General features: G+C 44.6%; 19 protein-coding genes. 2 read left to right on the forward strand and 17 right to left on the reverse strand.

The genetic code is table 11. From position 1 onward, the window contains the following. The first annotated feature begins 467 nt into the window (after positions 1-467). A complete protein-coding gene (locus Q0340_RS09615; protein WP_298083121.1) occupies positions 468-929 on the forward strand; it encodes a hypothetical protein in 462 nt (153 codons plus the stop codon). A 461-nt stretch (positions 930-1,390) separates the two neighbouring features. Here the strand turns inward: Q0340_RS09615 and Q0340_RS09620 are convergent, their stop codons facing one another. Together Q0340_RS09620 and htpG are read right to left on the reverse strand one after the other, a co-directional pair. Beyond that, positions 1,391-2,782, reverse strand: a complete 1,392-nt coding sequence (locus tag Q0340_RS09620; protein WP_298083122.1) for an OprD family outer membrane porin — start codon at positions 2,780-2,782, stop codon at positions 1,391-1,393. Positions 2,783-3,226: 444 nt separating this feature from the next. Continuing rightward, positions 3,227-5,068 carry a molecular chaperone HtpG gene (htpG, locus tag Q0340_RS09625; protein ID WP_298083123.1) on the reverse strand — a complete coding sequence of 614 codons (1,842 nt, stop codon included), beginning with the start codon at positions 5,066-5,068 and terminating at the stop codon, positions 3,227-3,229. Positions 5,069-5,413: 345 nt separating this feature from the next. Between htpG and Q0340_RS09630 the strand changes: the two genes are divergently transcribed. Then, a complete protein-coding gene (locus Q0340_RS09630; protein WP_298083124.1) occupies positions 5,414-6,325 on the forward strand; it encodes a hypothetical protein in 912 nt (303 codons plus the stop codon). A gap of 228 nt (positions 6,326-6,553) precedes the next feature. Here the strand turns inward: Q0340_RS09630 and murG are convergent, their stop codons facing one another. From murG to era, 15 genes are all read right to left on the reverse strand, one after another. Beyond that, entirely contained in the window at positions 6,554-7,567 is a 1,014-nt protein-coding gene (gene murG / locus Q0340_RS09635; protein WP_298083125.1) for an undecaprenyldiphospho-muramoylpentapeptide beta-N-acetylglucosaminyltransferase, read from the reverse strand. A gap of 138 nt (positions 7,568-7,705) precedes the next feature. Further along, on the reverse strand, positions 7,706-8,866 hold the full coding sequence (locus tag Q0340_RS09640) for an FtsW/RodA/SpoVE family cell cycle protein (protein ID WP_177389148.1): 1,161 nt from the start codon (positions 8,864-8,866) through the stop codon (positions 7,706-7,708). A 13-nt stretch (positions 8,867-8,879) separates the two neighbouring features. After that, a complete protein-coding gene (locus Q0340_RS09645; protein ID WP_298083126.1) occupies positions 8,880-9,119 on the reverse strand; it encodes a hypothetical protein in 240 nt (79 codons plus the stop codon). Between the two features lie 864 nt (positions 9,120-9,983). Continuing rightward, entirely contained in the window at positions 9,984-10,151 is a 168-nt protein-coding gene (locus Q0340_RS09650; protein ID WP_298083127.1) for a hypothetical protein, read from the reverse strand. A gap of 863 nt (positions 10,152-11,014) precedes the next feature. Next, positions 11,015-13,258: a DNA translocase FtsK gene (locus tag Q0340_RS09655; protein WP_298083136.1), complete on the reverse strand. Its 2,244-nt coding sequence runs from the start codon at positions 13,256-13,258 to the stop codon at positions 11,015-11,017. Positions 13,259-13,417: 159 nt separating this feature from the next. Continuing rightward, positions 13,418-14,662, reverse strand: coding sequence for a type II secretion system F family protein (locus Q0340_RS09660; protein WP_298083128.1), 1,245 nt, complete (start codon positions 14,660-14,662; stop codon positions 13,418-13,420). Beyond that, positions 14,659-16,407, reverse strand: coding sequence for a GspE/PulE family protein (locus Q0340_RS09665; protein WP_298083129.1), 1,749 nt, complete (start codon positions 16,405-16,407; stop codon positions 14,659-14,661). Before Q0340_RS09665 ends, Q0340_RS09660 begins: the two co-directional genes overlap by 4 nt. Positions 16,408-16,412: 5 nt before the next feature. Next, positions 16,413-16,952 (reverse strand): hypothetical protein, encoded by a 540-nt coding sequence (locus Q0340_RS09670; protein ID WP_291937375.1) that lies wholly within the window; start codon positions 16,950-16,952, stop codon positions 16,413-16,415. Continuing rightward, positions 16,949-17,956: a hypothetical protein gene (locus Q0340_RS09675; protein WP_298083130.1), complete on the reverse strand. Its 1,008-nt coding sequence runs from the start codon at positions 17,954-17,956 to the stop codon at positions 16,949-16,951. The genes Q0340_RS09670 and Q0340_RS09675 overlap by 4 nt, the downstream gene beginning before the upstream one ends. After that, on the reverse strand, positions 17,949-18,779 hold the full coding sequence (locus tag Q0340_RS09680; protein WP_298083131.1) for an ATP-binding protein: 831 nt from the start codon (positions 18,777-18,779) through the stop codon (positions 17,949-17,951). Before Q0340_RS09680 ends, Q0340_RS09675 begins: the two co-directional genes overlap by 8 nt. Then, positions 18,772-20,280: a pilus (MSHA type) biogenesis protein MshL gene (gene mshL, locus Q0340_RS09685; RefSeq protein ID WP_298083132.1), complete on the reverse strand. Its 1,509-nt coding sequence runs from the start codon at positions 20,278-20,280 to the stop codon at positions 18,772-18,774. The genes Q0340_RS09680 and mshL overlap by 8 nt, the downstream gene beginning before the upstream one ends. After that, the gene (locus Q0340_RS09690; protein ID WP_177389139.1) at positions 20,258-20,617 is read right to left on the reverse strand and encodes a hypothetical protein; all 360 of its coding nucleotides are present in this window, start codon (positions 20,615-20,617) and stop codon (positions 20,258-20,260) included. The genes mshL and Q0340_RS09690 overlap by 23 nt, the downstream gene beginning before the upstream one ends. Before the next feature lie 68 nt (positions 20,618-20,685). Further along, the gene (locus Q0340_RS09695; protein ID WP_298083133.1) at positions 20,686-21,339 is read right to left on the reverse strand and encodes a hypothetical protein; all 654 of its coding nucleotides are present in this window, start codon (positions 21,337-21,339) and stop codon (positions 20,686-20,688) included. Further along, positions 21,339-22,859 carry a hypothetical protein gene (locus Q0340_RS09700; RefSeq protein WP_298083134.1) on the reverse strand — a complete coding sequence of 507 codons (1,521 nt, stop codon included), beginning with the start codon at positions 22,857-22,859 and terminating at the stop codon, positions 21,339-21,341. Before Q0340_RS09700 ends, Q0340_RS09695 begins: the two co-directional genes overlap by 1 nt. Positions 22,860-22,921: 62 nt before the next feature. Continuing rightward, positions 22,922-23,791, reverse strand: a complete 870-nt coding sequence (gene era / locus Q0340_RS09705; protein WP_298083135.1) for a GTPase Era — start codon at positions 23,789-23,791, stop codon at positions 22,922-22,924. Positions 23,792-24,573: the final 782 nt, after the last annotated feature.

A 24,573-nucleotide genomic window follows, 5' to 3' on the forward strand; every position in this document is an offset into this window, starting at 1 on the left:
GATCAAGGCGAAGAAGGAATTTTTCGGCGACGAGTATAAACCAAGCGCCGAAGAGCAGGCCTTTATGGACGCTTCTAGCGCGAAGAAATAACGCTGCTTGAAATCCTAGAATTTCTAAATTTCAAAATTCCGCCGAGGTTTAGCTGAGACCTTGACGGAATTTTTGAAATTTTGACGAAGTTTTTATTAAATTTTATCGACTTTTAGATTTAAAATTTACCAGAATTCTCGATTTAAAATTTCATCTATCAGACTATATTTAAACCAACCGCCCGTAACTTAAGTTTATGCGCTTCTTACTCGCCAGCTCGTAAACGAAAAGTATCGACAAATAACCCTTACAATTGCATCTCTATGAGCCTTACTATAGTGCTAACTTGATTTCATACTCACGATACATTTATAATAGCATAAAGCTAGCATAAATTATCGAGGGTATAATAGAATTAAAATTTTAGGAGGAAGCGATGGCGTTTGAAAATGCAATCATCACTAAAGAGGATGATGAGAAGTATGGATTGAGTGCGCTATATGGTAAGTATAATTATGGAGCAAAGTTGCCAAATCTAAATTTTACAATAGATAGGCAATTGGGTTGCTGGCTTTTAAAAATTTATAGCTTTCCAGATCCGAATTATGACAGAGCTGTTTTATCAAAGTCTTTATGGATTTTGCATTATAATAATAGAAACATAGAAATTACGCTGGACTATAATTTTGATATTGATAGCACAATAAGGCCAAAGAAATTTCATCGTATTTGGAAAGTCTTAGGGTTAAAGCCTAGTTCAAATTCCAAAGCACAAATGCAAAATATTTTTCACTTATTGCAGAAAAGCTTAGAAGCTTATGGCGATTATGATGCGTGGCAATCGTATCCAAACTATACAATGGAACTACAAGACTTAACCAATAAAAAGGAGGAATAAAATGGTGTTTGTTGCAGAGCATATTCCAAAAGGAATTTTAAATGTGCCTGGAATAGGAGAGTCTGTAACGATGCACCTAAAAGAATATCCACACCTTTCGTATCAAAAGATTTAAAACGCTAGAAAGGTATATTTCTTGTAATTGTAAGGAAATTTCTAAAATTCTTATAAATTTAAAATTCCTATAAAGCACGCGTAACAAAATCCTCGTCAAAATTTCAACGCTTCGGTATATCAAAGCTCTGCGGCGAAATTTTAGATAAATTCCACCTCCGTTTCATTTAAAATTTAAGAGCATGTTTAAATTAAGAGGTTTGGATGAAGCATTATCAAGCGCAAGTCCGTTTGATAATGCATGATGGGGAAGAGTAAATTTTTCGGGTTTAACGCCCTTTTTGCGTTATATATGAGGCAAAATAATGCAGATGAAAAAGAGCGGAAATACTCCGCTCTTTAAAGCTTTAGTCGCCGCTTAGATCAAATTTATACGCAGCTTGCAACCATATCTCGTTCTCGTCGAACTTTCTATTTACGCCGCTAGCGTAGTGGTCGCTTCTCTCAAGCGCAGTGTAGGTTACGCCCAAGCTTAGCCCCTTAACGGCCTTAGGAGCGTAGTTTGCCGTTACCGCCCAGCCCTCTACGTCCATGCTAGTGCCGACCTTTTGGCCCGCAGCTCCGCTAGCATTGATATTATTCGTACCGCCTACTCTGTCTTGATCGCCCTTTACGTAGTGCAGCGCGGTTTTGAAGCCGTCCAGACCGATAGCGCCGAAGTTGTAATCAAGCACGATCTTGTGCGTATCCATACCCGCATATCCTGTGAAGACGAACGGACCTCGGATAGGCAGCGCGGTGTATGATCCCGGGCCGTTGCCGACGCCCAAAATAACGGCATCATCATCGCTAACGGTCGTATAGGCATACGATAGACCGAATCCGAAAAACTCGCTAACCGAGACTCTTGCGCCGAACATATCGCCGTCAAGCCTTCTTGGCTCCAGCCCTCCGTCTACGCGCGAGCCTTTGTAGTTAAGATCAAATCCTAGCTTTAAAATCTCGCCTACCGGCACTTTTACATTTGCCTCGGCAAGATACAAGCTAACGTCGCCGTCTTTTAATGCGTTAGCGGGTTTTACATCCGTTACCGCTGCGTAAGCGCCGGTTAAAGTGGTATAAGGCAAGGATTTATTTTGAACGTATGCGGAGAAGATATTTTCAAATTTTACGGTAACGGGACCCGTCATATTACCCAGAATCACCCTATCTTTAAATAAAGGAGCTTTTCCTTCGCCGGCCGGAGCGCCCATGGCGGTTTTACTCCTTCCTTGGAATTTATAAAACCATCCGCCCCACAATGTAGTATCGGGGATATCTTTATTGGATATCGCCACGCCCTCGAAAGCTTCTTTAAACGCCCTCGTATAGTTGCCCGCAACGAGCGGAGTAACGACATATTGTCTACCTGCCTTTATATCGGTATTTCCTATGCCGTATCCTAGGTATAATTCCGATAATACCGCACCTTTAGTATACCACTCCTTATCGTAGGCGATCTTATTGCTTGAGCCTACGTGATACGGCATCAACCAGCCCTGTCCGGTAAGCCCTATTCTAAAGCCATAAAGAGGATCGGTGACATATCCAAGCTCAAGACCCACGCCGAATGCCTCGTAGTCGTTATCGCCCGTAGCGGCTTCGCCTCTATTATCTACGGTTTTATTGGCGTAAGTGGTCTTTACCGTTCCGCCGAATTTGCCGTTAGTGATCGCCTCGGCTACGCTATCCGCCGCGCTTAACGAGGATACCGCACATGCGCAAACCGCCGCAGCTAAACTTAGTTTGATGAGTTTCATTCGAAATCTCCTTTCATAAAGATTTACAAATATTTATAAAATGAATTATATCAAACAATCTCGCCGTTTGCGATAAAAAGGGGGAAATTTAAAATAAAATTACGCAACTTTGTAAAGATTAAATTAATGAATAGTGAAATTTATCGCCCGATTTATGATTTCATGCTTTGGCGAATATTTTCGGCTTGCGCCCCAACCTCGACCCACGTATAAAAGCGATCAAAACCTCAAAATTTTTAAAACGCCAAACCGAGCCGCCGGATAGAATTTTACCGAAATCAAAGGGTGAAATTTCGCCGCTTTTAAATTTTAAAATTTAAAAAGCTCGTGAAGCTTGCCCGCTGAAATTTCTCTTTAAATTTAAAACGCGGCTACATAGATTTATACAACCTATGCAGCCGCGCGGAATTTTGCTAGCGGATCGAAGCTCTAAATTTAGATAATTTACAGAGCCTTTGCGATCAGCTCGTTTACGTTTTTGATAAACTCGCTCGGATTTTCAAGCTCCTGCCCCTCGCTAAGGCGTGCCAGATCGTAGATTATCTCGGCTACTTGCGGCAGCATCAGTTTATCGGCCTGCAGCTTTTTGATGATCTCGTGATCTGCGTTGATCTCCAAAATCGGCTTTACAGGCGGCAGATTGCGGTTCCCCATCTGCTTAAGCAGCTGCTGCGTCGCAAAATCGGGATCGTTCTCGTCAAAAACAAGGCAGGAAAGCGAGCCGCTTAGACGCGATGAAATTTTAACGTCCTTGACGCGTTCGCCTAAAATTTCTTTGATCTTTGCGGCGATCTCTTTAGCTTGCGGCGTCGCGGCGTCGTCGCTCGCAGCTTCCTGCTTGATCGAAGTCGCATTTTTAACCGGCGTCTTATCAAACTCAAAAACGCCCGGCATCACGATCGTATCGATCTCATCGTCGCAGAGCAGCACCTCCGTGCCCTCGGCGTTAAATTTCTCAATCAGAGGCGAGCTTTTAAGCATCGCGGCGCTGTTTCCCGCGATATAATAGATCTCTTTTTGCTCCGCGCCCATTTTTTCCTTATACTCGCTAAGCGTGATGAGTCCGTCTCGCAGGTTCGATTTGAAAAGACAAAGCTTTAAAATTTCCTCTTTGTTTGCGCCGAAGCCGTAAAGCCCCTCTTTCAAAACCTTGCCGAATAATTCGTAAAATTTTATGTATTTTTCGCGATCGCTTTGCAAAAGCTTTTCTAGCTCAGATAGGATTTTTTTGACGCTCTGTTCGCGGACATAGGCTAGAATTCGGTTTTCTTGTAAAATTTCGCGGCTTACGTTTAGCGGCAGATCCTCGACATCCATTATGCCGCGCACGAAGCGCAGGTAGCTAGGCAGCAGCTCTTTGGCGTCGTCGGTGATGAAAACGCGCTTGACGTAGAGCTTCACGCCGCTTTGATAATCGACGCGGTATAGATCGAAGGGCTCGCTGCTTGGCACGTAAAAAAGTGTCGTGTATTCATGCGTGCCCTCGGCCTTGGTGTGGATGTAAAACAGCGGATCGCCGCTGTCGTGGCTGATCTGCTTGTAAAATTCATTGTAATCGCTCGGTTTTAGGCTGCTTTTCGGCAGCTGCCAAAGCGCGCTCGCGCGATTAATCTGGACGTTTTTAACCTCGCTATGTCCCTGCTCGCCCTCTTTTTGCGCAGGAACATATTCTTCTTTATCCATGAAGATCGGATATGGGATGTGGTTGGAGTATTTTTTGATGATGCCTTCTAGCCTATATTCGTCCAAAAACTCCTCATCTTTCATGTGCAGGATTATCGTCGTGCCGAAGTCCTCTTTCTCCGCCTTTTCGACCATGTAGTTGCTCGCGTCGCTGCTCCATTTAAAAGCGTCCTGCGAGAGTGGCTTGCGGCTGATAACATCGATACGATCTGCAACCATAAACGCCGAATAAAACCCGACGCCGAACTGCCCGATGAGGTTGCTGTCCTTCGCCGCATCGCCGCTAAGGCTCGCCATAAAGCCCTTAGTGCCGCTGCGCGCGATAGTGCCTAGATTGCTCTCGAGCTCGGCCTCGTCCATGCCGATGCCGTTGTCGCCGATGCTTAGCGTTTTGGCCTCTTTGTCGATCTTTATATCGATGCGCGGCACATACGAAAGTGCCTTGTAATCGTCATTCGTAAGGCTTAGATAGTTTAATTTATCCAGCGCGTCGCTTGCGTTTGAGATGAGCTCGCGCAGGAAAATCTCCTTGTTTGAATAAAGCGAATGGATCATCAAATTTAGCAGATCATTCACTTCGGTCTTAAATTTTTTCTTTGCCATTATGCGGTCCTTTATAAAAATTTTGGCAGATTATATCATGGAGTGCTAATCTTGTCAAGAGTAGAATAAATAAACTTGATATGAATCCTATCAAGTTTTGGAAATTTACGCGCATTATACGTGCGCGCCCGAAGTATGTAAAATTTAAACCCGACTGCGGATTATACAGCGAGAACCGGTCCGAATTTAATGGCGCGTCTGCGCTAAATTTGCAGATTTTTCTTAGTCGTCATTTTTTGAAAATTTCAAAATAAGATGATATAATCCACCCGTTTTCAATGCGGTTTTTATGATAAAAACGGGTGTTTAATTAAAACAAAATTTATCGAGCAAAAAGGATTTCATTTGAATAACGAAGAAATCATACAACGCATAAATGAGCTGAGAGAAAAGCGGAGCAAAAATTTAAAGAGTTCAAACGAAAATATCTGCGAAGCGGATGCCAATGCAGATCTGAATACGGACGCTACCATAAATTTAACCGAAAAATCAGGCGCAGGTTCGGCCGCAAATTTAAGCCAAAAACCGAGCTCCAAGCCTTCCGTCGCTACTTTAATGGATAGGCAATCGTTCAAAGACGCGAATCTCCGCACTCCGCACAAAAACCGCTCCACGCTAAAAATACTCCCTCTCATCATCGTATGTATAGTCGCGGTTTTTATATTGATAAAGGCATCTTCTCGCACGGAAATTTTAAATGAAACCCGAATCCCCATCAATCAAGCAAATGAAGACGCAAACAAAAATCCTAAAGAAATTTCTATTCGCACCAAAGACGGCACTTTAAAAATGAAAAATCCCGTAAGATTTCGCGAAGATTGCGACGGCGGGGATGGCGATGCCTGTGCCGTACTTTCGAGCCTATTGCTACTAAATGGCGAAATTTCGCAAGAAGGCGCCAAAGATCTGCTTAAAAAAGGCTGCTACGAGCTTAACGGCGGCGAAAGCTGCACGAGACTCGCAGGCTACGAGGATAGAGATTCGCAAGAGGGCAGAAAACTGTATAAAAAAGCATGCAAGCTCGGTAACGGCGAAGGCTGCTTTATGTTCGGTTACGTCGCGTATTTTGACGACGATGACAAAGAAGCGGGTACGCGATACTTTGAGCGATCGTGCGAGTTGCGATTTGCGGAGGCGTGCTATTTTCTAGTGGGAATTTATTCAAATGATCCGGCAAAATCGCAAAGATATCAGGCTCTATTTGAAAAATATCAACAAGAAAACGACGATGCGATAATCAGCTTTAGGCACAGATAATTTTGCGGCTCAATGCACTTTTGCGCATTGCGCTTGCGGGTTTAAATTTGCGCAAATCAAAAAGCGTCCTTCGCCTGCAAGCATGCAAATTTCAAATTTTTACTCAAACCCAAGCGTCGCGTCAAATTTACACAAACGCAAAAAGTAAAATTTAATCGGTTTAATAAATTTAAAGCCTCGCGCAGAGATCGCCTTAAATTTACGCAAGCTCATACTGTCCACGTCTTTTTAAATTTTACTCATCACGTCGTCGATTATCGCTTGTGCGCCGTTTCGATCCGCAAGCTCAAGCAGTCCTTTGCTCGCGCGCGCCACGTCGAAGCTCTCAATCAAGCCCAAGATCCGCTCGCCGCTTACGTCCTCTTGACGTAAAATTTCGCAAAGCCCGTGCTCTTTAAGAAATTTCGCGTTATAAAACTGATGATCCGCCGCCGCGAACGGAAACGGCACGAATATCGCGGGCAGGCCGTTTGCGCAGAGCTCCCACAGCGTGCTGGCGCCGCTGCGCCCGACGCAAAGATCGGCGCTTGCGATAAGCTCGTGCATGTTTTTGCAAAAGCCCACGAGCTGTACGTCCAGACCCTGCTGCGCGTAGATCTGCGAGATGCGCTCAAACTCGCGCTCGCCGCACTGATGGATCACGCCGTAGCCGAGGCTCAAAAGCTTGGGCGCAAGCTCCACGGCAAGCGAGTTGATAAAGCTCGCCCCCTGCGAGCCGCCCAAAAAGATGACCCTCTTAAGCGCCGTGCGCGGCCGCGCCGTCTCGAAAAAAATATCTGCGATCGGATAAGCAAACGCGGGCTTTTCATAGGAGCTGTAAAACGCGCGCGCAAAGGGCCTCAGCAAGCGGTTGAGCCGCCCGCAAACGGCGTTTTGCTCGTGGATAAAAAACGGCACGCGAGAAAGGATCGCCGCGATGGATGCGGGCGCCGAGCTGTATCCGCCCACGCTGATGAGCGCGCGGACGCCGTTTTGCTTTAAAATTTTACGCGCCGTAAGCGAGAGGCGCAGGATATTTAGCAGCGAGGCTAGCTTGGCAAAGCCCTTTTTATCGACGACGCCCGAGCTTTGCAGAAAATAGGTACGCGCGAAAAGCTCGCTATTTTCAAACCACGCGCGATCCTGCCCGCGGTTTGAGCCGATAAAGATCGCCCTGATACCCTGCTTCGCAAGGCGGGCGGCTAAATTTTTAGCGATTATCAGATGCCCGCCGGTGCCGCCGCCGCTGATTGCTATGACCATACTTTTCCTTATAAATTTATAAAATTTCGCGCTTAAATTTAAGCCTCGGCGCGCTTCGGCGCAGAATTTTAAGCGCAAAATTCGGCTCTAAATTTACGCTAAATTTAAATCGCGTTCGCCTCAAAGCCTGCAAAAGCTTTAAAATTTGGCCCTTTTCGACGCCATCAAAACGAGCCCCACTGCAAACGACGCCGCAAGCAGATGGCTGCCGCCGTAGCTTAGAAACGGCACGGCGATACCCTTAACCGGCGAGATCGACGTGATGCCGTAGGAGTTGATGATGAACGAAAAGAAAAACATAAAGCCGATACCCAGGCAAAAGAGGAAATTTACGTTACTCGGCGACTTGCTCGCGGTCTGAAAGATGCGAAAGAGCATTGCATAAAATAGCGCCACGATGAGCAAAATCCCGACGAACCCCCACTCCTCGGCGATACCTGCAAGCACGAAGTCTGTATGTACCTCGCTCAGATATCCGAGCTTAAAGCTCCCGAGCCCAAGCCCCTGCCCGAAAAACTCGCCGTTGTTTATCGCATTTAGCGAGTGTCCGACCTGATACGGCGCACTAGCGTCCTCTATACGCAGCCCTGCAGCTGTCTCCGGCGACATAAACGACAGTACGAAGTCCTGCACGCCGCCCCACCACGAGCGCACGCGATCGACCCTGTGCGCGCTCGTGACGATAAAAACGTAGGCAAGCCCCAAAATCCCCATAAAGCTAAAGCCGATGAGCTTGAAACTCGTGCCCGCAAAAAGCGACATAAAAATCATCGTAAGCCCCAGCACCGCGACCTGCCCCAGATCGTTTTGCACGATGGCGACCAGGATCACCACAAAGCCGAAAAGCGCTACGTAAGGAAGCAGCGTCGCGATCTCGCGCCCGATGCTTTTTTTGGAGTGATCAAGCTTGCGCGAGAAGCTCCACGCCAAAAAGTAGATGAAGCCCACTTTGAAAAATTCCACCGGCGCGAGGTTAAAAAACGGCAGTCTGATCCAGCGCGCCGCGCCGTTTACGTCGGCGACCAGGGATTTGGGCAAAAAGCCCATCGCGAGCATCAAAATCCCCATTATCGCAAAAAGCGACATGCACACCGGCGTTAGGCATTTATCGGGATCGGCGCGCGAGACGATCCACATCACCGCGATGCAGGCGATCCCCACCGCGCACTGACGATAAAAAAAATGCAGTGGCGTAGCACCCAGCAGAAGCACCGTATATGAGCTCAGCGACAGCGAAAATATCATGCCGATCGTAATGAGCGCGCAGGTGAAGTAATATAGCCATTTATCGGTTCTCAATCATCTCTCCGTTTTAAAATTTATTCGCATTTACGTGCGCCGTGCACGCTTCGTCTGCCGCGCGAGGCTCAAACCTCGCATCGCGCCCGTGCCGCACGGCGCCGATCGTGGCACCGCCTTTTAAAAAGCACATGGCACGACCGCGCATCGTCTTTTGGCGCGCAGTGCGATCATTGCATCTTTGGCGCGCGGCGCGAATTTTATTCTCGCACATAGGCGGCTTTGCGGCGCACGCTGCGGGGTAGCGCGCCATAAGGTACGATCTCTCGTTATCCTGCAAATGTGCATTGCGTACGCTCTATTCTAACATATCGCGACGGCTTTCGACGCACGCTGCAGATAGAGTGCCGCAAAACACAATCCACGCCGCTTTTTAAGCGTGCATTTTACTCTCGCGTATCGCGCAGCCTTTCGACGCGCGCTGCCGCACTGTAGAGCGCAACCTCGCACTATCTTTTAATACACAGGCGGGTGTATTTTACTCTGGCAGGCGTATCGCGGCGACTTTCGACACCGCGATAGCACGGTCGCAAACCGCAACCACGCAAAATCGCACACGAATAGCGCACGGTAACTGCAAAATTTTACGCCGCAACATCCATTACAAACACGCTCGCATGCCGATCGATTCTCAGCGCCCGGACGATGTAAAACGCGCCGCATCTTACAATACAGCCGCACTTTAAAATGTGACTTCGCTGCAAAGTGCGTTTGTACCGCAGACTATGCGAAATTTCCTTTTAAATTTATTCGCCGCTATAGCGCAAATTTATTTATGCGCACAGCAATAAAATTTATTCTAAAATTTTTATATCGCAGAGCATTTAAGCACATTCGCATAACAAAACATACCGCCAATGCAGCTGCACTACGAAACATACCCGCACAAAACACCGCGCGCCAAACAGCTCGTCGCACCGCTCGCAATACAATGTTTTTAACATGCGACGCGAACCAATTCAACTGTTGCACAACCGCGATTTCGCGCACAGGCTTTCGTTTCAGCGCACGGCACCTCGCAACAGCTTAGCTGTATGTTTTAAGACGCCGCGGACAGCGCACGGCAAACTAAACTTTGCGACAATTTTCGCTCATGCAGCCGTAAGTATTCCTCGGCCTACGACGCGATCCGCCGATAGCATGAAAGCTGAGCTGCGACGGTGTTCGGCGCATCCGTTTCAATCTCGGCAGCTTGCGGCGCCGATAGAGCCGTAGCGGAACATATCATGCCGTTTCGCCGCACCCCTACGGCTACAAGCGCCTTCGCCGTTTCTTCACGCGTCATTCGGACGCACGCCGTTTATGGCGAGCGCACATAAGTGGCGCGCGATGATTATGAAATTTTATCACGCCGAGGCGGCCGTTCGCACGCTAGCTAATTTTAGGTGCATGACGAGTAAATTATACTGCACGAGCCGTCTGCGTATGGGCGCTGCGTGATTTAAAATTTGGGTCCGCGGCGGCAAATTTTAAAATTCAAAAGTCCAAAAACGACGAAATTTTAAAATCAAAATTTGCGCCGCCTGGCGTCCCCGTTTGCAGCAGTTTCGGATAAAATTTCAAATTTACGTCGCGGATTGCCGTGGTGCCTTGAACGAAATTTATCCGTTGCAGAGCGTCTATCGCTCACGTATCGGCAGCGCGACAAGCTCTCAATTCTGCGTCGCAGATGAAATTTAAATATCGCCTAGCGTTTAAAATTTAAATCTCAAAGCTCTTTCGCTCAAATTTTAGAATTTTAAATCCTGTGCTTTTTTAGCTCCGCTTGCGCCTTATAAAATTCAGACAACTCGCACATCGCAAACGCAAGCTACAAAACGCGCTGTTTGCACTGCGCCGAGCCTACTTTTGAAGCATCTCTCTGCCGCTACGCCACAAAATGCTTCGATCGCATCCGTGCAAAATCGCCGCTTTGCCATAGCCACAAGAAAACGAGCATGAGCCGCAAGGTGCGCAAATTTTAAAATTTAAATCCGCCGCAGGGGCCGAAAATTTTAAAATTCCGCCGCGGCAAATCCGATAAATTTTAAAATTTCTAAAATTTAAAATTCTATCGACATAGACCCATCAAATTTTAAAAATTCCGACGCCCGCAAATTTAATAAATTTCAAAATTTCGCCGCTTAAATTTTATCGAAATTTCAAAACTCATTTGATTATGTCGCGCTGGCCTTTGGCGTTGATCTCGCTTAAAACGCCCATCTGCTCAAGCTGCTCGATGATCGTCGCGGCGCGGTTGTACCCGATACGCAAGCGGCGCTGCAGGTAGCTGATCGAGGTCTTCTCCTCCTCCAAAACGATCGCTTTCGCCTCATCGTAAAGCTCGTCAAGCACGATATTTTGCGGATTGATTATGCCGCCTTCTTGCTTGGCGCCCTCGTTTTCGATCAAAAATCGCTCGTCATAAACGACGCTTTCTTGCGCCTTTAAAAATTCCGCGATCTTGTTGATCTCATTCTCGGTCGTAAACGGCGCGTGCAGGCGGATGAGCCCCGGCGCGGTAGGCGGCGTAAAGAGCATATCGCCCCGTCCAAGCAGGCTGTCCGCACCCATCTGATCCAAAATCACCTTGCTATCGACCTTCGAGCCCACTCGGAAACTGATGCGACTAGGCAGATTCGCCTTTATCAGCCCCGTGACGACGTCCACGCTAGGGCGCTGCGTCGCTACGATGAGATGGATGCCGCTGGCGCGCGCCATCTGCGCCAGACGCGCGATATAGTGCTCCACGTCCTTGCCGCTCGTCATCATCAGATCCGCGAGCTCATCGATAATAACGACGATGTAAGGCAAAATTTCGCCGCCCTCGCGCAGCATCTTTTCGTTGTAGTTGTCGATATTTTTCGTCCTGTTTTGCGCCATGAGCGAGTAGCGCTGCTCCATCTCTGAAACAAGATTGCTTAGCGCGATGATCGCCTGCTTAGGCTGCGTGATGACGGGCGTTAGCAGGTGCGGGATGTCGTTGTAGATGCTAAACTCGAGCATCTTCGGATCGATCATTATTAGGCGCAGGCTCTTGGGCGAGTTGCGATACAAAAGGCTAAGCAGCATGGCGTTGATGCCCACGCTCTTGCCGCTTCCCGTGGTGCCTGCGATGAGAAGGTGCGGCAGCTTTTTAAGATCGGTGACGAAAGGCTGCCCCACGATGTCCTTGCCAAGCACGATGGTAAGCGGACTGGAAGCGCTTTTAAACACGTCGCTTTCTAAAATTTCGCGCAGATAGATCGTATCGATATTTTGATTCGGAATCTCGATACCCACGACGTCTTTGCCCGGAACCGGCGCCTGAATACGGATGGTCTGCGCCCTAAGAGCCATCGCCAGATCGTCTTGCAGCGTTAGAATTTTACTTACCTTGATGTGCGCGGCGGGGCGAAACTCAAAGGTCGTAACGACCGGGCCCGAGTAGGTCCGCACCACGTCGCCGTCGATCTTAAATTTACGCAGCTTATCGAGCAGGTCGTAAATTTTACGATCGATCTCGCTCTCGTCGATGCTACTTTTCTTTTTCGGCGGCGGGTTTAAAAAATCAAGCGGCGGCAGCTTAAAATCCTTGGGCTTAGCCACCCTGCCCTTATCGAGCTGATCCAAAAGCCTTTTGTTTTCGGCGACCTCGCTTAGGCGCTCGACCCTTTTTAGTCTGCTCGGCTTTCCCTTTTGCGGCATTTTAAGCTCGCGTTCAGCGGAAGCCTGGAGACCCTGCGCGTCACTGAAATTCTGCTCATTTTCAGGCTCGCGAGCATCGTTTAAATTTTGAAAATTTTGCCCGCCTTCAAAACCGCGTCCGCTTGCGCCCTGCTCCGCAAAATTACCCTGTTTCGCCGAATTTTCCTCTGCGCTCAAAGCGTCATTCGAAGCGTTAAAATTTTCCGCACCTCTCAAGCCCTGCGCAGACGAATGCTTTGCAAGCCCGCCTCTTTGCGCCGCATCCGCATCGCTAGCAAAATCGTCTCTAATTTCATCCTGCGAGCTTTCATCTCTTGAGCCAATAAAGCAGTTTTTGATGATGTCGGTAAAGCGGTCCTCGAATATCAGCACTAGCGCAAGTACGAAAAGAGTAAGATTAAAGATCCATACGCCCACGCTTCCGATCATACGTCTAAGCTCGTCTATGACAAAGCTGCCGATAGCTCCACCGCTGGCGCCGAAGAGGCTGGATTGGATCAACAAAATAGTAAAAAATAGTAAAATCGCGCCGATGCTAAACTCAAAAAATCTAAAGTCAAAACCGCGAAAATGCTTATAGGCTACGTATGCCAAGGCAAGCAAAAATAGCGGATAGATGTATGCAAAATAGCCGAATAGCTGGGTATTAAACGAGCGGATGGCATTGCCGGCGCTGCCTACAAGCGCGGAATCGGGCGCAATAGTAGCAAGCCCAAAAAATATTATGATAGCCGATATGACGATAAAATATATTTCTTTAACTATGATTGATCCTTAAATTTAAAGCGGTATTTTAGCCAAACGAAGGTTAAAATTTTATTTGAAGGATGAAATTTTAATGCTTTGATAAAATTCCGCGCCCTCGCAGGCGCGGAATTAAAGGGGTTAGCTCTTGACGGCTTTGCCCAGATCCCACATAGGCATAAAGATACCAAGAGCCAAAAGAAGAACCATGCCCGCCATAAAAAATAGCATGATCGGCTCGACGTAGCTTGAGATATTATCGATGATATCATCGAATTTCTCTTTGTAATAATCCGTGACGTTACCGAGCATCTTATCGAGGTTACCGGCCTGCTCGCCCGCGCTGATCATCTGAATAAGCATACTCTCATAAAGCCCTGTATTGTTAAACGCCTCTGTTAGGCTCACGCCTTGCTGCACGGCGATTTTAACGGTAGAGAGCTTCTCTTTTAAAGTATGATTATCCACCATTAAAACAGATGTATCCAGCGCATCAGCAATAGGAATACCCGCTCGCACAAGCTCTGTAAAAATAAGCATAAATCGCGACATAGTCGAGAAAAATATGATCTTACCAAATAGATAGACCTTTAAAATCGTCTTGTCAAAGCCCTTTTTAAACTCAGGGTTATTGCGATATGCCCATCTAAGAGCTATGATAGTGCCTATAATGCCCGCTAAAACAAAAATTCCATAATTATTAAGAGTGCTTTCGATACCAAGTAGAATTCTAGTAGGTAGTGGCAAATCCGCGCCCAAATCCTCAAAAATCTCGCGGAATTTCGGCACGACATACATCATCAAAACCGAAAACGCAATTGCCATAACGATCATAAGGATCATAGGATAACGCATCGCCTTTTTAAATTTACGCTGGTTTTCCCAAAGCTCTTGAAGCATAGCGGCAAGCTTGGCTAGGGATTCTGCCATATTACCGGTTGCTTCGCCCAGACTTACCATCGCAACGACGACATCACCGAGCTGGCCTCTAAATTTCTCCGTAGATTCGGTAAGACTAAGACCTGCGTTAAGATCGTCGTTCATCGCGCTGAAAATTTCTTTTAGCGTCTTATCCTCTGCCGCCCTTGCAACCTCTTTGATCGAGTCGTGGATTGAAATTCCCGCATTTGTCATAACCGAAAGCTGACGGATCGACGCTACTAACGGCAGCGTTCTAACTCTTCCACTTCCACCTAGCATACGCGAAACCTGCGCCTTAAAATCGCCGCCCGTATTGGCTACGACCTGGGTTTCACCTCTTTTTACGATCGTCCCGCCTACGCGCTGCTTCATGAGATTGTTTGCTTGCACCTTATCGCTAGCTTGCAAAAACATCTTCTTTCTTGCGCCCTTGGCGTTATATTCAACTTCTAATTGCTTTTTCATTGTTTAGCCACCCTATAAATTTCTTCTATACTAGTTACTCCGCGCGCAGCACGTATAACACCATCTTCAAACATATCTATAAAACCCTCCTCCTTCGCCAAGGCCCTCATATCGTCCTTTGAGCCGCCGTTAGCGATCAAGCTCTGCATTTTATCGGTAATAGGTAAAATTTCACTAATCATCTCACGCCCCATATAGCCCGTCTGACCGCATTGATCGCAACCTACGGCCTTGAAAAATGTGTATTTTTCAGGCAAAAATTCCTTCAGCTGATCAAGCATCGATTTAGGCAGATTCGTAGGCTGCTTGCAGTGCGGGCAAAGCTTTCGCACGAGACGCTGTGCCTCTACTGCAATGAGCGCACCACTTATGAGGTAGGCCTCTATACCCATATCCACTATTCGCGGGATCGCACTAACGGCGTCGTTGGTGTGTAGGGTTGAGAAAACCAAGTGTCCAGTAAGAGCAGCCTGGATCGCGATCCTAAGGGTCTCTTGATCACGGATCTCACCGATCATTATGATGTCGGGGTCTTGTCTTAAAATCGAGCGCAGTGCTGAAGCGAAGGTAAGACCCGCTTTTTCGTTAACTTGGACTTGTTGGATTAAATTTACTTGATACTCGACCGGATCTTCTACGGTAATAACCTTAGTATCGATATTTTTAATATCGTTTAGCGCCGCATATAGCGTCGTAGACTTACCGCTTCCCGTAGGTCCGGTAACCAAGATAATACCATATGGAGCCTTCATAGCGTTATTAAATTTCTTAAAGCTATCAGGGTGCATGCCTAGTTTTTCGAGGCTGATGATAACCTTGGATTTATCGAGGATACGCATAACGGTAGATTCGCCGTTGATAATAGGCAGCGTCGAGATACGAAAGTCATATTCGCGACCTGAAATTTTCATACTAAACCTACCGTCCTGCGGCTTACGGCGCTCGGCGATATCCATATTTGAAAGTAGCTTCAATCGGCTTACTAGCGGTGGATAGATATCCTTATCAAAGATAAAAATTTCAGCGAGCATTCCGTCGATTCTGGTACGCACGACGCAGTTATTCTCGGTAGGCTCGATGTGAATATCACTACCGCGCATCTTAATAGACTGACTGATTATCATCTCAATGAGCTTCAAAATCGCCGAGGTATCATCGCTATTTCCGCTACCACCGGTGTTAGCAAGCTCTTTGCGGATCTCCGCTACGAGCCCTTTAATGCTCTCTGAAAGCTCAAGCTTAGATAGATATTTATTTACTTGATTTGGATCGGCTACTACGATTTTAAGCAGCTGTTTGCTAAACATAGCCTGCGCTTTATCTTGCGACTCAAGATTAAACGGATCAGAAAAAGCAACGTAAATATTCAGATCATCCGCTTTAACCGGTATCACGCCGTATCTTTTAAGCTGTGCGGTAGGAGTGCGTTCCGATAGCCTGAAGTCTATGTCGATATCGTCCAAATTCATATACGACAAGTTCATTTTCTTGGCTAGAATTTGCAAAAATTCCTTCGGATCCATCGAAAATTTTTCACTTATATCGTCAAATTCTATCTGGCGGCGCTTGTATAGCTCAACTAAAATCGAGCAAAAATCATCCTGGCTTAGATAGTTATCTCCGACTAAAACCTCGCCTAGCGTCAAGCCAATATCCATCTTGTCCTTGATTTCCGGAACAACGGTGCTAGTAAGGATATTGTTTCGTATTAAAATCGCAACAATCTGCTCTTCAATCTTTGTCATCGCGATCACCAATAAATTTTAATCGAGCTAAGCTTATCGCCAGCATAAATTGCAATTACCATCTTTTTTACCCCTTCCTCTTCTTTGATAAAAAGCTCGGCACGCTCGCCGTTTTCTAGGGTAAAGACATACGTATCACTCTTTTTTACGTATGCTCTCTCCGTAAATTTATCAAAAATTTCAGACAAAATATAATTGATCTTAGGCGTGCGTATATAGCTAATATCCACGCCATCGCAAAGTGCCAAATAAAGCATCTTTTTTTGAAAAATTATAGTCGAATAAAGAGAAGCATTCTCGCGAGCTTCTTTCGTCTTATAAAGCATCACCGTAGGCACGACGAGCTCATTTACTTTATCCATCTTGAGGCACGCTTTAGCATACATATTTGCAAGTGCCTCGCTCTGCTCCTCGATGAATAAATTTCGCACGCTTTCTTGGCAGATACGGTTATACTGACCAATCTGATCCCAGTTGCGCACGTCATCGGCACTAACTGCAAATAACGACGCGATCGCAAAAGCTAAAATATATAAAATTTTCATAGTTTATCGCTTCTTATCTTTGAAATGAGGTTAGAAATTTCACTATTTTTCGCCTTTGCGTTAAAGGTCTCAAGAGCGTAAAGCGCGTCTTCTTTACGACCCTTTTTATAATTGGCTTTGGCAAAAATTATCCAGCTGGCGACGTTGTCCTTATCAAGCTCATTTGACGTAAGAGCCCATTTAATCGCATTATCGTAGTCTTTCTTATTATACGCTTCTTCGGCTAGCGATAGCGAATACTCAATCTTATTCGTCGCGTAAAATTTGCTCTCCAAGCTCTGCTTATCTTCGCTTAAATTTGAAGTTTTTATCTCAATTCTAGAACTTAGCGGAGCGCTACTTGCGGTATTTGTAGAACCTCCAGAGAAATTTGATTTAGGCGGCAATGGAGCACGCCCAAAATCTATAACCTCGTTTTTAGGCGGCTGATTTGCAAAAGCTGCGTTATTGGCATTAGGTACGTTAAACGTAGGAGCATTTTGATTACCAAAATTCTGTCCGCCAAAATTTTGACCGCCGAAATTTTGCGCCTGAGCCTGCCCGCCATAGTTTCCGCCATTTTCGTAATTATTGGTTATCTTAAACCCACCGGAATCCTCGCTGGATAGCACACCCACGTCGTTTAAATTTAAGCTTGGGCGTTCCTTTTCGTGTTTAGAGGCGCGGGCAACTTTCGGCGCGCTAATGTTGTAATCCTCTTTGGAGATATTATTTTGCACTGCAAGATCTGCCGCCTGCTGTTCGGCATCACTAGCAGAATTTGTAGCACCACCCTTGTCCTCAATATTTTGATTGATACTTGCCATACTGACGCTATCGCTATCTTTAAGCAGCCAAAATATCGCTCCGATCGCAACCGAGATCAATATCAAAAGCCCCAAAATCGTCTTGTCAAATCTCAATACGAAATTCGGCTTAGATTTCAAAAAGGAAAACTGCTTTCTGTTTTTGTTATACTCTTCCCATTTTTTTTCAAGTTCGTTTACTTCGTAAAATTCAAGCATTTATTATCCCCGAGCCTATCGCTGCCATCTCTATAATTTTATTATTAATCTGCGAAAAACTAATTTCCGTAGGTTTATTTACCTCGTAATACTCAAAAAGCTCATACATCTTATACATAAGCTTGTTGATATTTCTCATATTGCCGTCCGTTAAATTTAAAATCATATCAAAATTATCGTCGCTAAACATAAAATAGTATTGTTGAAAGCCATGAAGCACAAGCTTTTTTTCAATATACAGCTTGACTTCGCCTAAATTTGAATTAGGAAGCTCAATGCTCTCCCAAATTCTGGTTTTAAAATAATCCTTTGCGAGGCGATCTTCCTCGTCAGTCTTATGCACTGTAAATAAAAATTTAAATAATCTAGTATCTGCCATAAGACGAATTTTTTCTATCAAATTTCCAGGATACAGCTGGGCCTCATCGAGCAAAATAACGACCTGCTCCACCGCTCCCACATTCGTAGAAATTCCAAATCTCTCTCTATAAACCCGCATAAAATTTTCATAATTATCAATCGGCTCACTAGGAGTTGAATGAAAAATCTGCGAATAAAGCTCTAAGAAAAATTCTTTCTCATCAAAAAACGGCTGCGGCACAAATACGACTCTTACCTTTTTTTCAAGATCGACCTTGATTTTATTAAGCAAAAATGTCTTGCCACAGCCCGGTTTGCCGTAGAAAAGTATAAGTTTTAACGGCTTTTGCAAAGCATTTAAAATTTTATGATAAGCAAGGGTTGATTTATCGAGATTAACGAAGTCTGAGACTTCGTTATCCTCGATAAAAATCTCCTTGATCGCCGTATAGTTATTACTCATTTTCGTAGATGGATTTTGAGTAACCTAGCTCTTTAAGCGAAGTAGCAAGCGGCGCGCCGGTATTGTCGATGATATGTGGAGTTACTACGAAGATCAGCTCCGACGTGCTCAAAACATCGGCAGTACTTTTGAAAAGATTTCCGATTAGCGGAATTTCAGCTAGCACAGGCACCCTAGTGTTATCTTTCGACTTAGTTGCACCAATCAAACCGCCTAAAATTACAGTATCGCCATCATCTACCCAAACTACACTCGAGAGTTTCTTTTGCAAGGTATCAGGTGCGATATCTCTTCTGCCATTCTCTCTCCTTACATTATCTTCAGCATATTTAAGAGAACTTAAAGATGGATTGATTCGTAGCATAATCCTATTATCATCTGAAATTTCAGGCAAGATATTCAAAAGAATACCTACAAAGATCGAATACTGATCATCCGACTGAGTATCTCCGCCTTGATAATCACCTGTAGTAGTAGATTTCAATACGTAGTTAATGGTATCACCTACGGAGATAATAGCTGGCTGATTATTCATCGTAGTTACCTTAGGACTAGATATGATTTTGGTTTTGCCCTTAGTCTCTAGGAAGTTAATCAAACCGTCGATATTGAAATTTAGATTAGCCCCTATCGTCCAAGTTCCGTGAGTATCGCTAGCCTTTCCTCTATTTCCGTTATCTATGTGATATCCTGAAAGCTTAGTCGGATCTCCACCTACATAGGTATTAAATCCTAGTTGAAATTTACTCCAATCTATACCGGTGGTGTATTCGTTATTTAGCTCGACAGATATGATATTTACATCTAGCAAGACTTGACGACTAAGGCGTTTTTGCATACCGCTTAGATATCTATCGACGCGAGCTATCTGAGACTTCATAGCAGTAACGGTTACTAAACCGGCATTTTGATTTATAATAGGAGCGACTGCGACGTATTTTTCGGTACCGTTATTTAAAACAGAGGTGATTTCCTCACTAATCTTCTCCCAAAAATCAAATTTCTCTTTGGTAGTGATCTTATTATCTTCTTTATTTTCTTTATCGTCACTATCATCCACTTTCGTAGGTGCGGAATCGACAGAAGATTTAGTAACAGCAGTACCTTCTCTAATAGAAGTGATGTAATCCACTTTAAAAGTCCTAGTCTCTAGCGCTGAAATTTTTAATATACCATGAGAATACTCATAGCTTAGATTATTCTCTTTTATGAGTAGATCTAAAACTTCGCGTAAAGAAAGGTCTTTGATACTTACGCCTTGCAGCGGCTTGCTCATCTCCTCTTGAGCGATAGCGTCTTTTGCTACCACTGAAAAGCGGCACATATCGGATAGCTGAGTTAGCATCTCGTTTAGCGTAACGGTATCGTTAATCTTAATATTTAGCGCCTTCCTATCGCAGTTACCTGCAGTTGCGGGAGCGGCATATAGACTAGTAGCCGTAACAGACAAAGCAAGCATAGCGGCTATGCTAAGCTTTTTACTTATATGTAATAATGACATTTTGACTTCCTTGTTTTAGTGTTAGTTCGACTTTATTTTCATCGTCGTTGGTAATAATAACGCTATTGCCCGTTATTTGCACGATTTTATATGAGCCTACATATTCGCCCAAACCATACCACTTATCGTTTAGCTTAACCTTATCGCCCATAATACCTACTAGCTGATAACCTAGATCCACCTGCTGATTAGCTTCTCTAGGTGCATTAGCTTCTTTAGGATAAAACGGATCTTGCAAAGAAGCTATCTGCTCATCGCTAAGACCTACTCTAGGTTTGCTAAGATCATCGAATATCGCATCGTACTTAGCTTTATAGGCTCCATTACTAGGAGCCACCGTCTGATTATTATCTACAGCAAATAGAGCAGTAGAAAGCAGCAAAGAGCATAAAATTAACTTTTTCATTAGTAATTTACTCCCCAGATAGATATACCGATGCTTCCACCGATTTTGCCATTTTTAGTGGCATTGATATCCATCTTATTTACATCTACGATCATCTCCGATTGTTCTATAAGGTTGATATACCTAAGGACGTTCGAAAATGCTCCTTCAAATTTCACATCTATATCCAGCAAGGCTTCAGGCTGAAAAATTTGTTTGATGCTAGGCTCTCTTCTATCGCTGTGAATAGCATAAATTTTAATATTGTTATTCTCTGCGATCGTTGAGAGGCTATCCATAAATTTAGCCCAGTTCTTTTCATTATAGGTAAGCTTTGAAATTTCTTTTAGCTTACCGTCTAGATACTTACGCTCTTCAATAATATTGTTAAGGTTGGTCCTAGCACCATTGAGGATATTGCGTTTATTATCAACGAAAGCTTTAGGATCACCGCCAAAAAACTCGTTATATTCTCTTTGTGCGCCTTCAAGCTTCGTCGTGGCAGTACTTAGATTTGTTTCGCTCTCCTCTAAATACGGATCCGCATAGTTACTCAAAATAAAGTAAGCTACCACACCTACAAACAACAAAGCTATGTAAAAATAGTTATTTGCACTACTTCCCTTGGAGGCAAACCATTGATCAAGTTGATCTAATGAACTTTTCTTTTTCATTATTTAACCTCCACACTGATGTTGCTATCGTAAAAGACGGTTTTATTACCCTCTTGTAGCGCGATTGTTTTAGTATCCACGCCATACACCTCTTTTTTACTGATATCCTCTAAAAGCTCGGTCATCTGCTTATCGTTTTTGGTGCGCACCTGAACAGTTAGAGTCCTATTCTCATCACCGATCCTAACCATATTGCCCTTATTTTTAACGACCATATTGGTTAGCTCAAAAATAGAAACACCCTTCATAGCGTAATTATTTTTCTTATCTAAGATGGCATTAATTAGTTTGCGCCTGTCATTAAGCTCCTTACCACTCTTAGCAGCCTGGGCATTTACCTCTTTAGTCTCTTTATCCAAACGCGCATTTTCGGCTCTAGCAGGAACCATCTGATCTTCTAATCCCTGATATTCGCTAGTTTTATCATTAGCTACCATATTATTATAATAGCCGTAGCCAAAATTATACGCAGGATACGCAGCGCCAAGTAGGCAGCCTAACAACATATAGCCTATCAGCTTGCCAGTTGATCTTTGAGTCAAAGGCGGAGGTCTCATAAACGGCGAGTAGTTGTGATCGTCATCTTTGGTAACCAAATAATCTTGACCTACCAAGAACATCAAAATATCTAGCTGAGTGAGCGGATAATCTTTTGCGTTGATTGCAACGTTAAAATTAAAATCCTTGTATCTTAGCTTTAGATTATTTTCTACAAAAACCTCGATCGCAGGAATTTTACCGATATCCGTTCCGATATAAACGTTTTGAATATTGACGTTGTAAATTTTACTAATACCGTTCAACACGTCGTTGATATAGTAAAACATATCGTCAAAAATTTGGATCATATAATCGCGTTCGGTCGGATTTTCTAAATTTACTCCCTGTTTGGAGAGCAATCTATAAAAGCTCTCTTCATCGACTCTACTACCGACTAGCTCGACATATTTTTCATGCAAGAATTTTAGGTTGTATCTTACTTGACGGGATTGAAAATATTCGCCGTTTTGATACACTACCAAAAACGCATCGTCGCGCTGCAAGTAGATGAAGCAGTCGATTCCGTCGCGAGTTAGGACGCCTCTATTATACAAGCCCTCGTATAAAAACGGAGCCATAGCCACATAGTCGATGTAGTTCGTCCTAGCGGCGATCGCATCGAATTCTGAAGTGAGTTTGGCATTATCTACGACGAAGACATTGAAAATTCTATCATCGCCGCCAGCGCCTATTACCTCACTATAAGTGATTTTGTAATCCAAAGCGGTGTCAAGCCCCAGCTCCTCATACACCTTAACGACGATCGCATCTAAAAGATCCGCGTCCTCTACCGATCTGCTTATCTCAACCGTCGCAGTCATTATATCCTTATACGGAATATATGAGACGTAAGTTTCCTTCGCACGATTTGCTTTTGAGAAGTCGTGCTCGAAAACTTCATTCTCACTTAGACCGAATATGGTTTGCGTGACTTTGTTAATCGCAACAATCGAACTAGCATTTTTACTATTCTTTGCCATAACACTCCACTTCCAAATGAAATTTTCTACGCTGCTAATACTAATAGAAATAAAATAAAATGTCAATAGATAAAATCGGTTTTTACCCTAAATTCGTCATTTTTCCAGCTTTTTTTTACAAAAACTGTTAATTTTAAGTAAATTTTGACCTTAGAAAAATTTGAAATTAACTTTTTGGCTCGAATTCCGATCCGCTTGATCGCCTCGCCGTTTTTGCCGATCAACATCTCTTTGTGGGAATTGGTGTCCGTTATGATCCGCGCATATACCGAGATTAGACCGGGTTTTTCCACCACTTTTTCCATCACGACGTCGCTGCAATACGGGATCTCGTCGCTCATACTCTCAAAAATCGCCTCAAGTATGAAGTCGCGATAAATTTCGCGCTCGTTCGTCGCACTTAAAATTTCAGGATCGTAAAAATACTCATGCTCGGGCAAAATTTTACAAATTTCGTCCAAAACCTGCTTTTTATAGACCTTTTTTTTGATGCTAACGGGGATTATCGCTTCGAATTTGTCGGTAAATTTTTGATATTGCAGTAGCTTTTGCACGATCTTTTCGTCATTTGCTTCGTCTATTTTAGTTAAAATCACGATGTGTTTGGTGCCTGCGTTTAAATTTAAAAATTTTTCATATTCTGCGGTATCGTCGTGCACGGGCGCCAAAAACAGCACCAAATCGCAGCCCTCAATCGCCCCGAGCGCCACTTCGACCATCAGCTTATTCATCAGCTTGGCGCTTTCGTGCAGCCCCGGCGTGTCCGTGAAAATCACCTGATCTGCGCCGTTCATCGCGATGCCGCTAATCTTGCGGCGCGTGGCATTGATCTTGTGTGAGACGAGTGAAATTTTCTCGCCGCAGAGGTAGTTTAACAGCGAGCTCTTGCCCGCATTCGTCCGCCCGATGAGCGTTACAAATCCGCTTTTCATATTTTCCTTAAATCAAAATTTTATCTTAATCTAGCGCCTTCGCGATCTGCACGCGATTACGGCGCTTTATACTCGGCATGTATTTCTCAACTCGCAATTTGCGGTATTCCTTGCCCGACGCTCATTTTTTCCGCGCGCGGTTACGGCTTTGCTTAAATGCGCTCTTGTTTGAGGTATTTTACTTTGCCGTTGTCACGACGGCGCCTATTTCCCCTTCGCTCGCCGTCAATTTTAAATCGCGTCAAATTTCATGAGCAAAAACCGCAAACGGTGAAATTTAAAATTTCATTTTCGCGCGCTGCATAAATTTAATATTTTACGCATTTTATAAACACAATGTGAATTCGGCGTAAATTTAACCGCTACAAACATAAAATTTTACGCCGCCACGAATACGAAACCGACCCCGATCTTACGATGTTAAAATTCTACTAAACGAGCCGCGCAGCGAAATTGATCCAACCGGCGCGAGTTAATTTTACAATATAAAAGGTTTGAAATTTCACCCTTCGCATGCATTCGGTCCTTAAAATCGACGTCGCCAAACAGGGATGGATCTTGCTTTATTTTAGCGCCCGAGCTTTTAAAATTCCTAACGGTGCGCCGTATCATACTTAGCTGCGCCGCCGAAGCGATGCTCTAGCCGCACTCAAACGAGCGCTTTAGCTCCGCGGCGGTCGCGAAATTTAAAAATCACAAAATGTATTTCGCCAGATCCTCGTCGCTCGCGATGCCTGCGAGCTTTTCGCTTACGAGCTTTTCATCCACGACGATCTTTTGCC

The sequence above is a fragment of the uncultured Campylobacter sp. genome (genome assembly GCF_938045595.1).
Classification (GTDB): domain Bacteria; phylum Campylobacterota; class Campylobacteria; order Campylobacterales; family Campylobacteraceae; genus Campylobacter_B.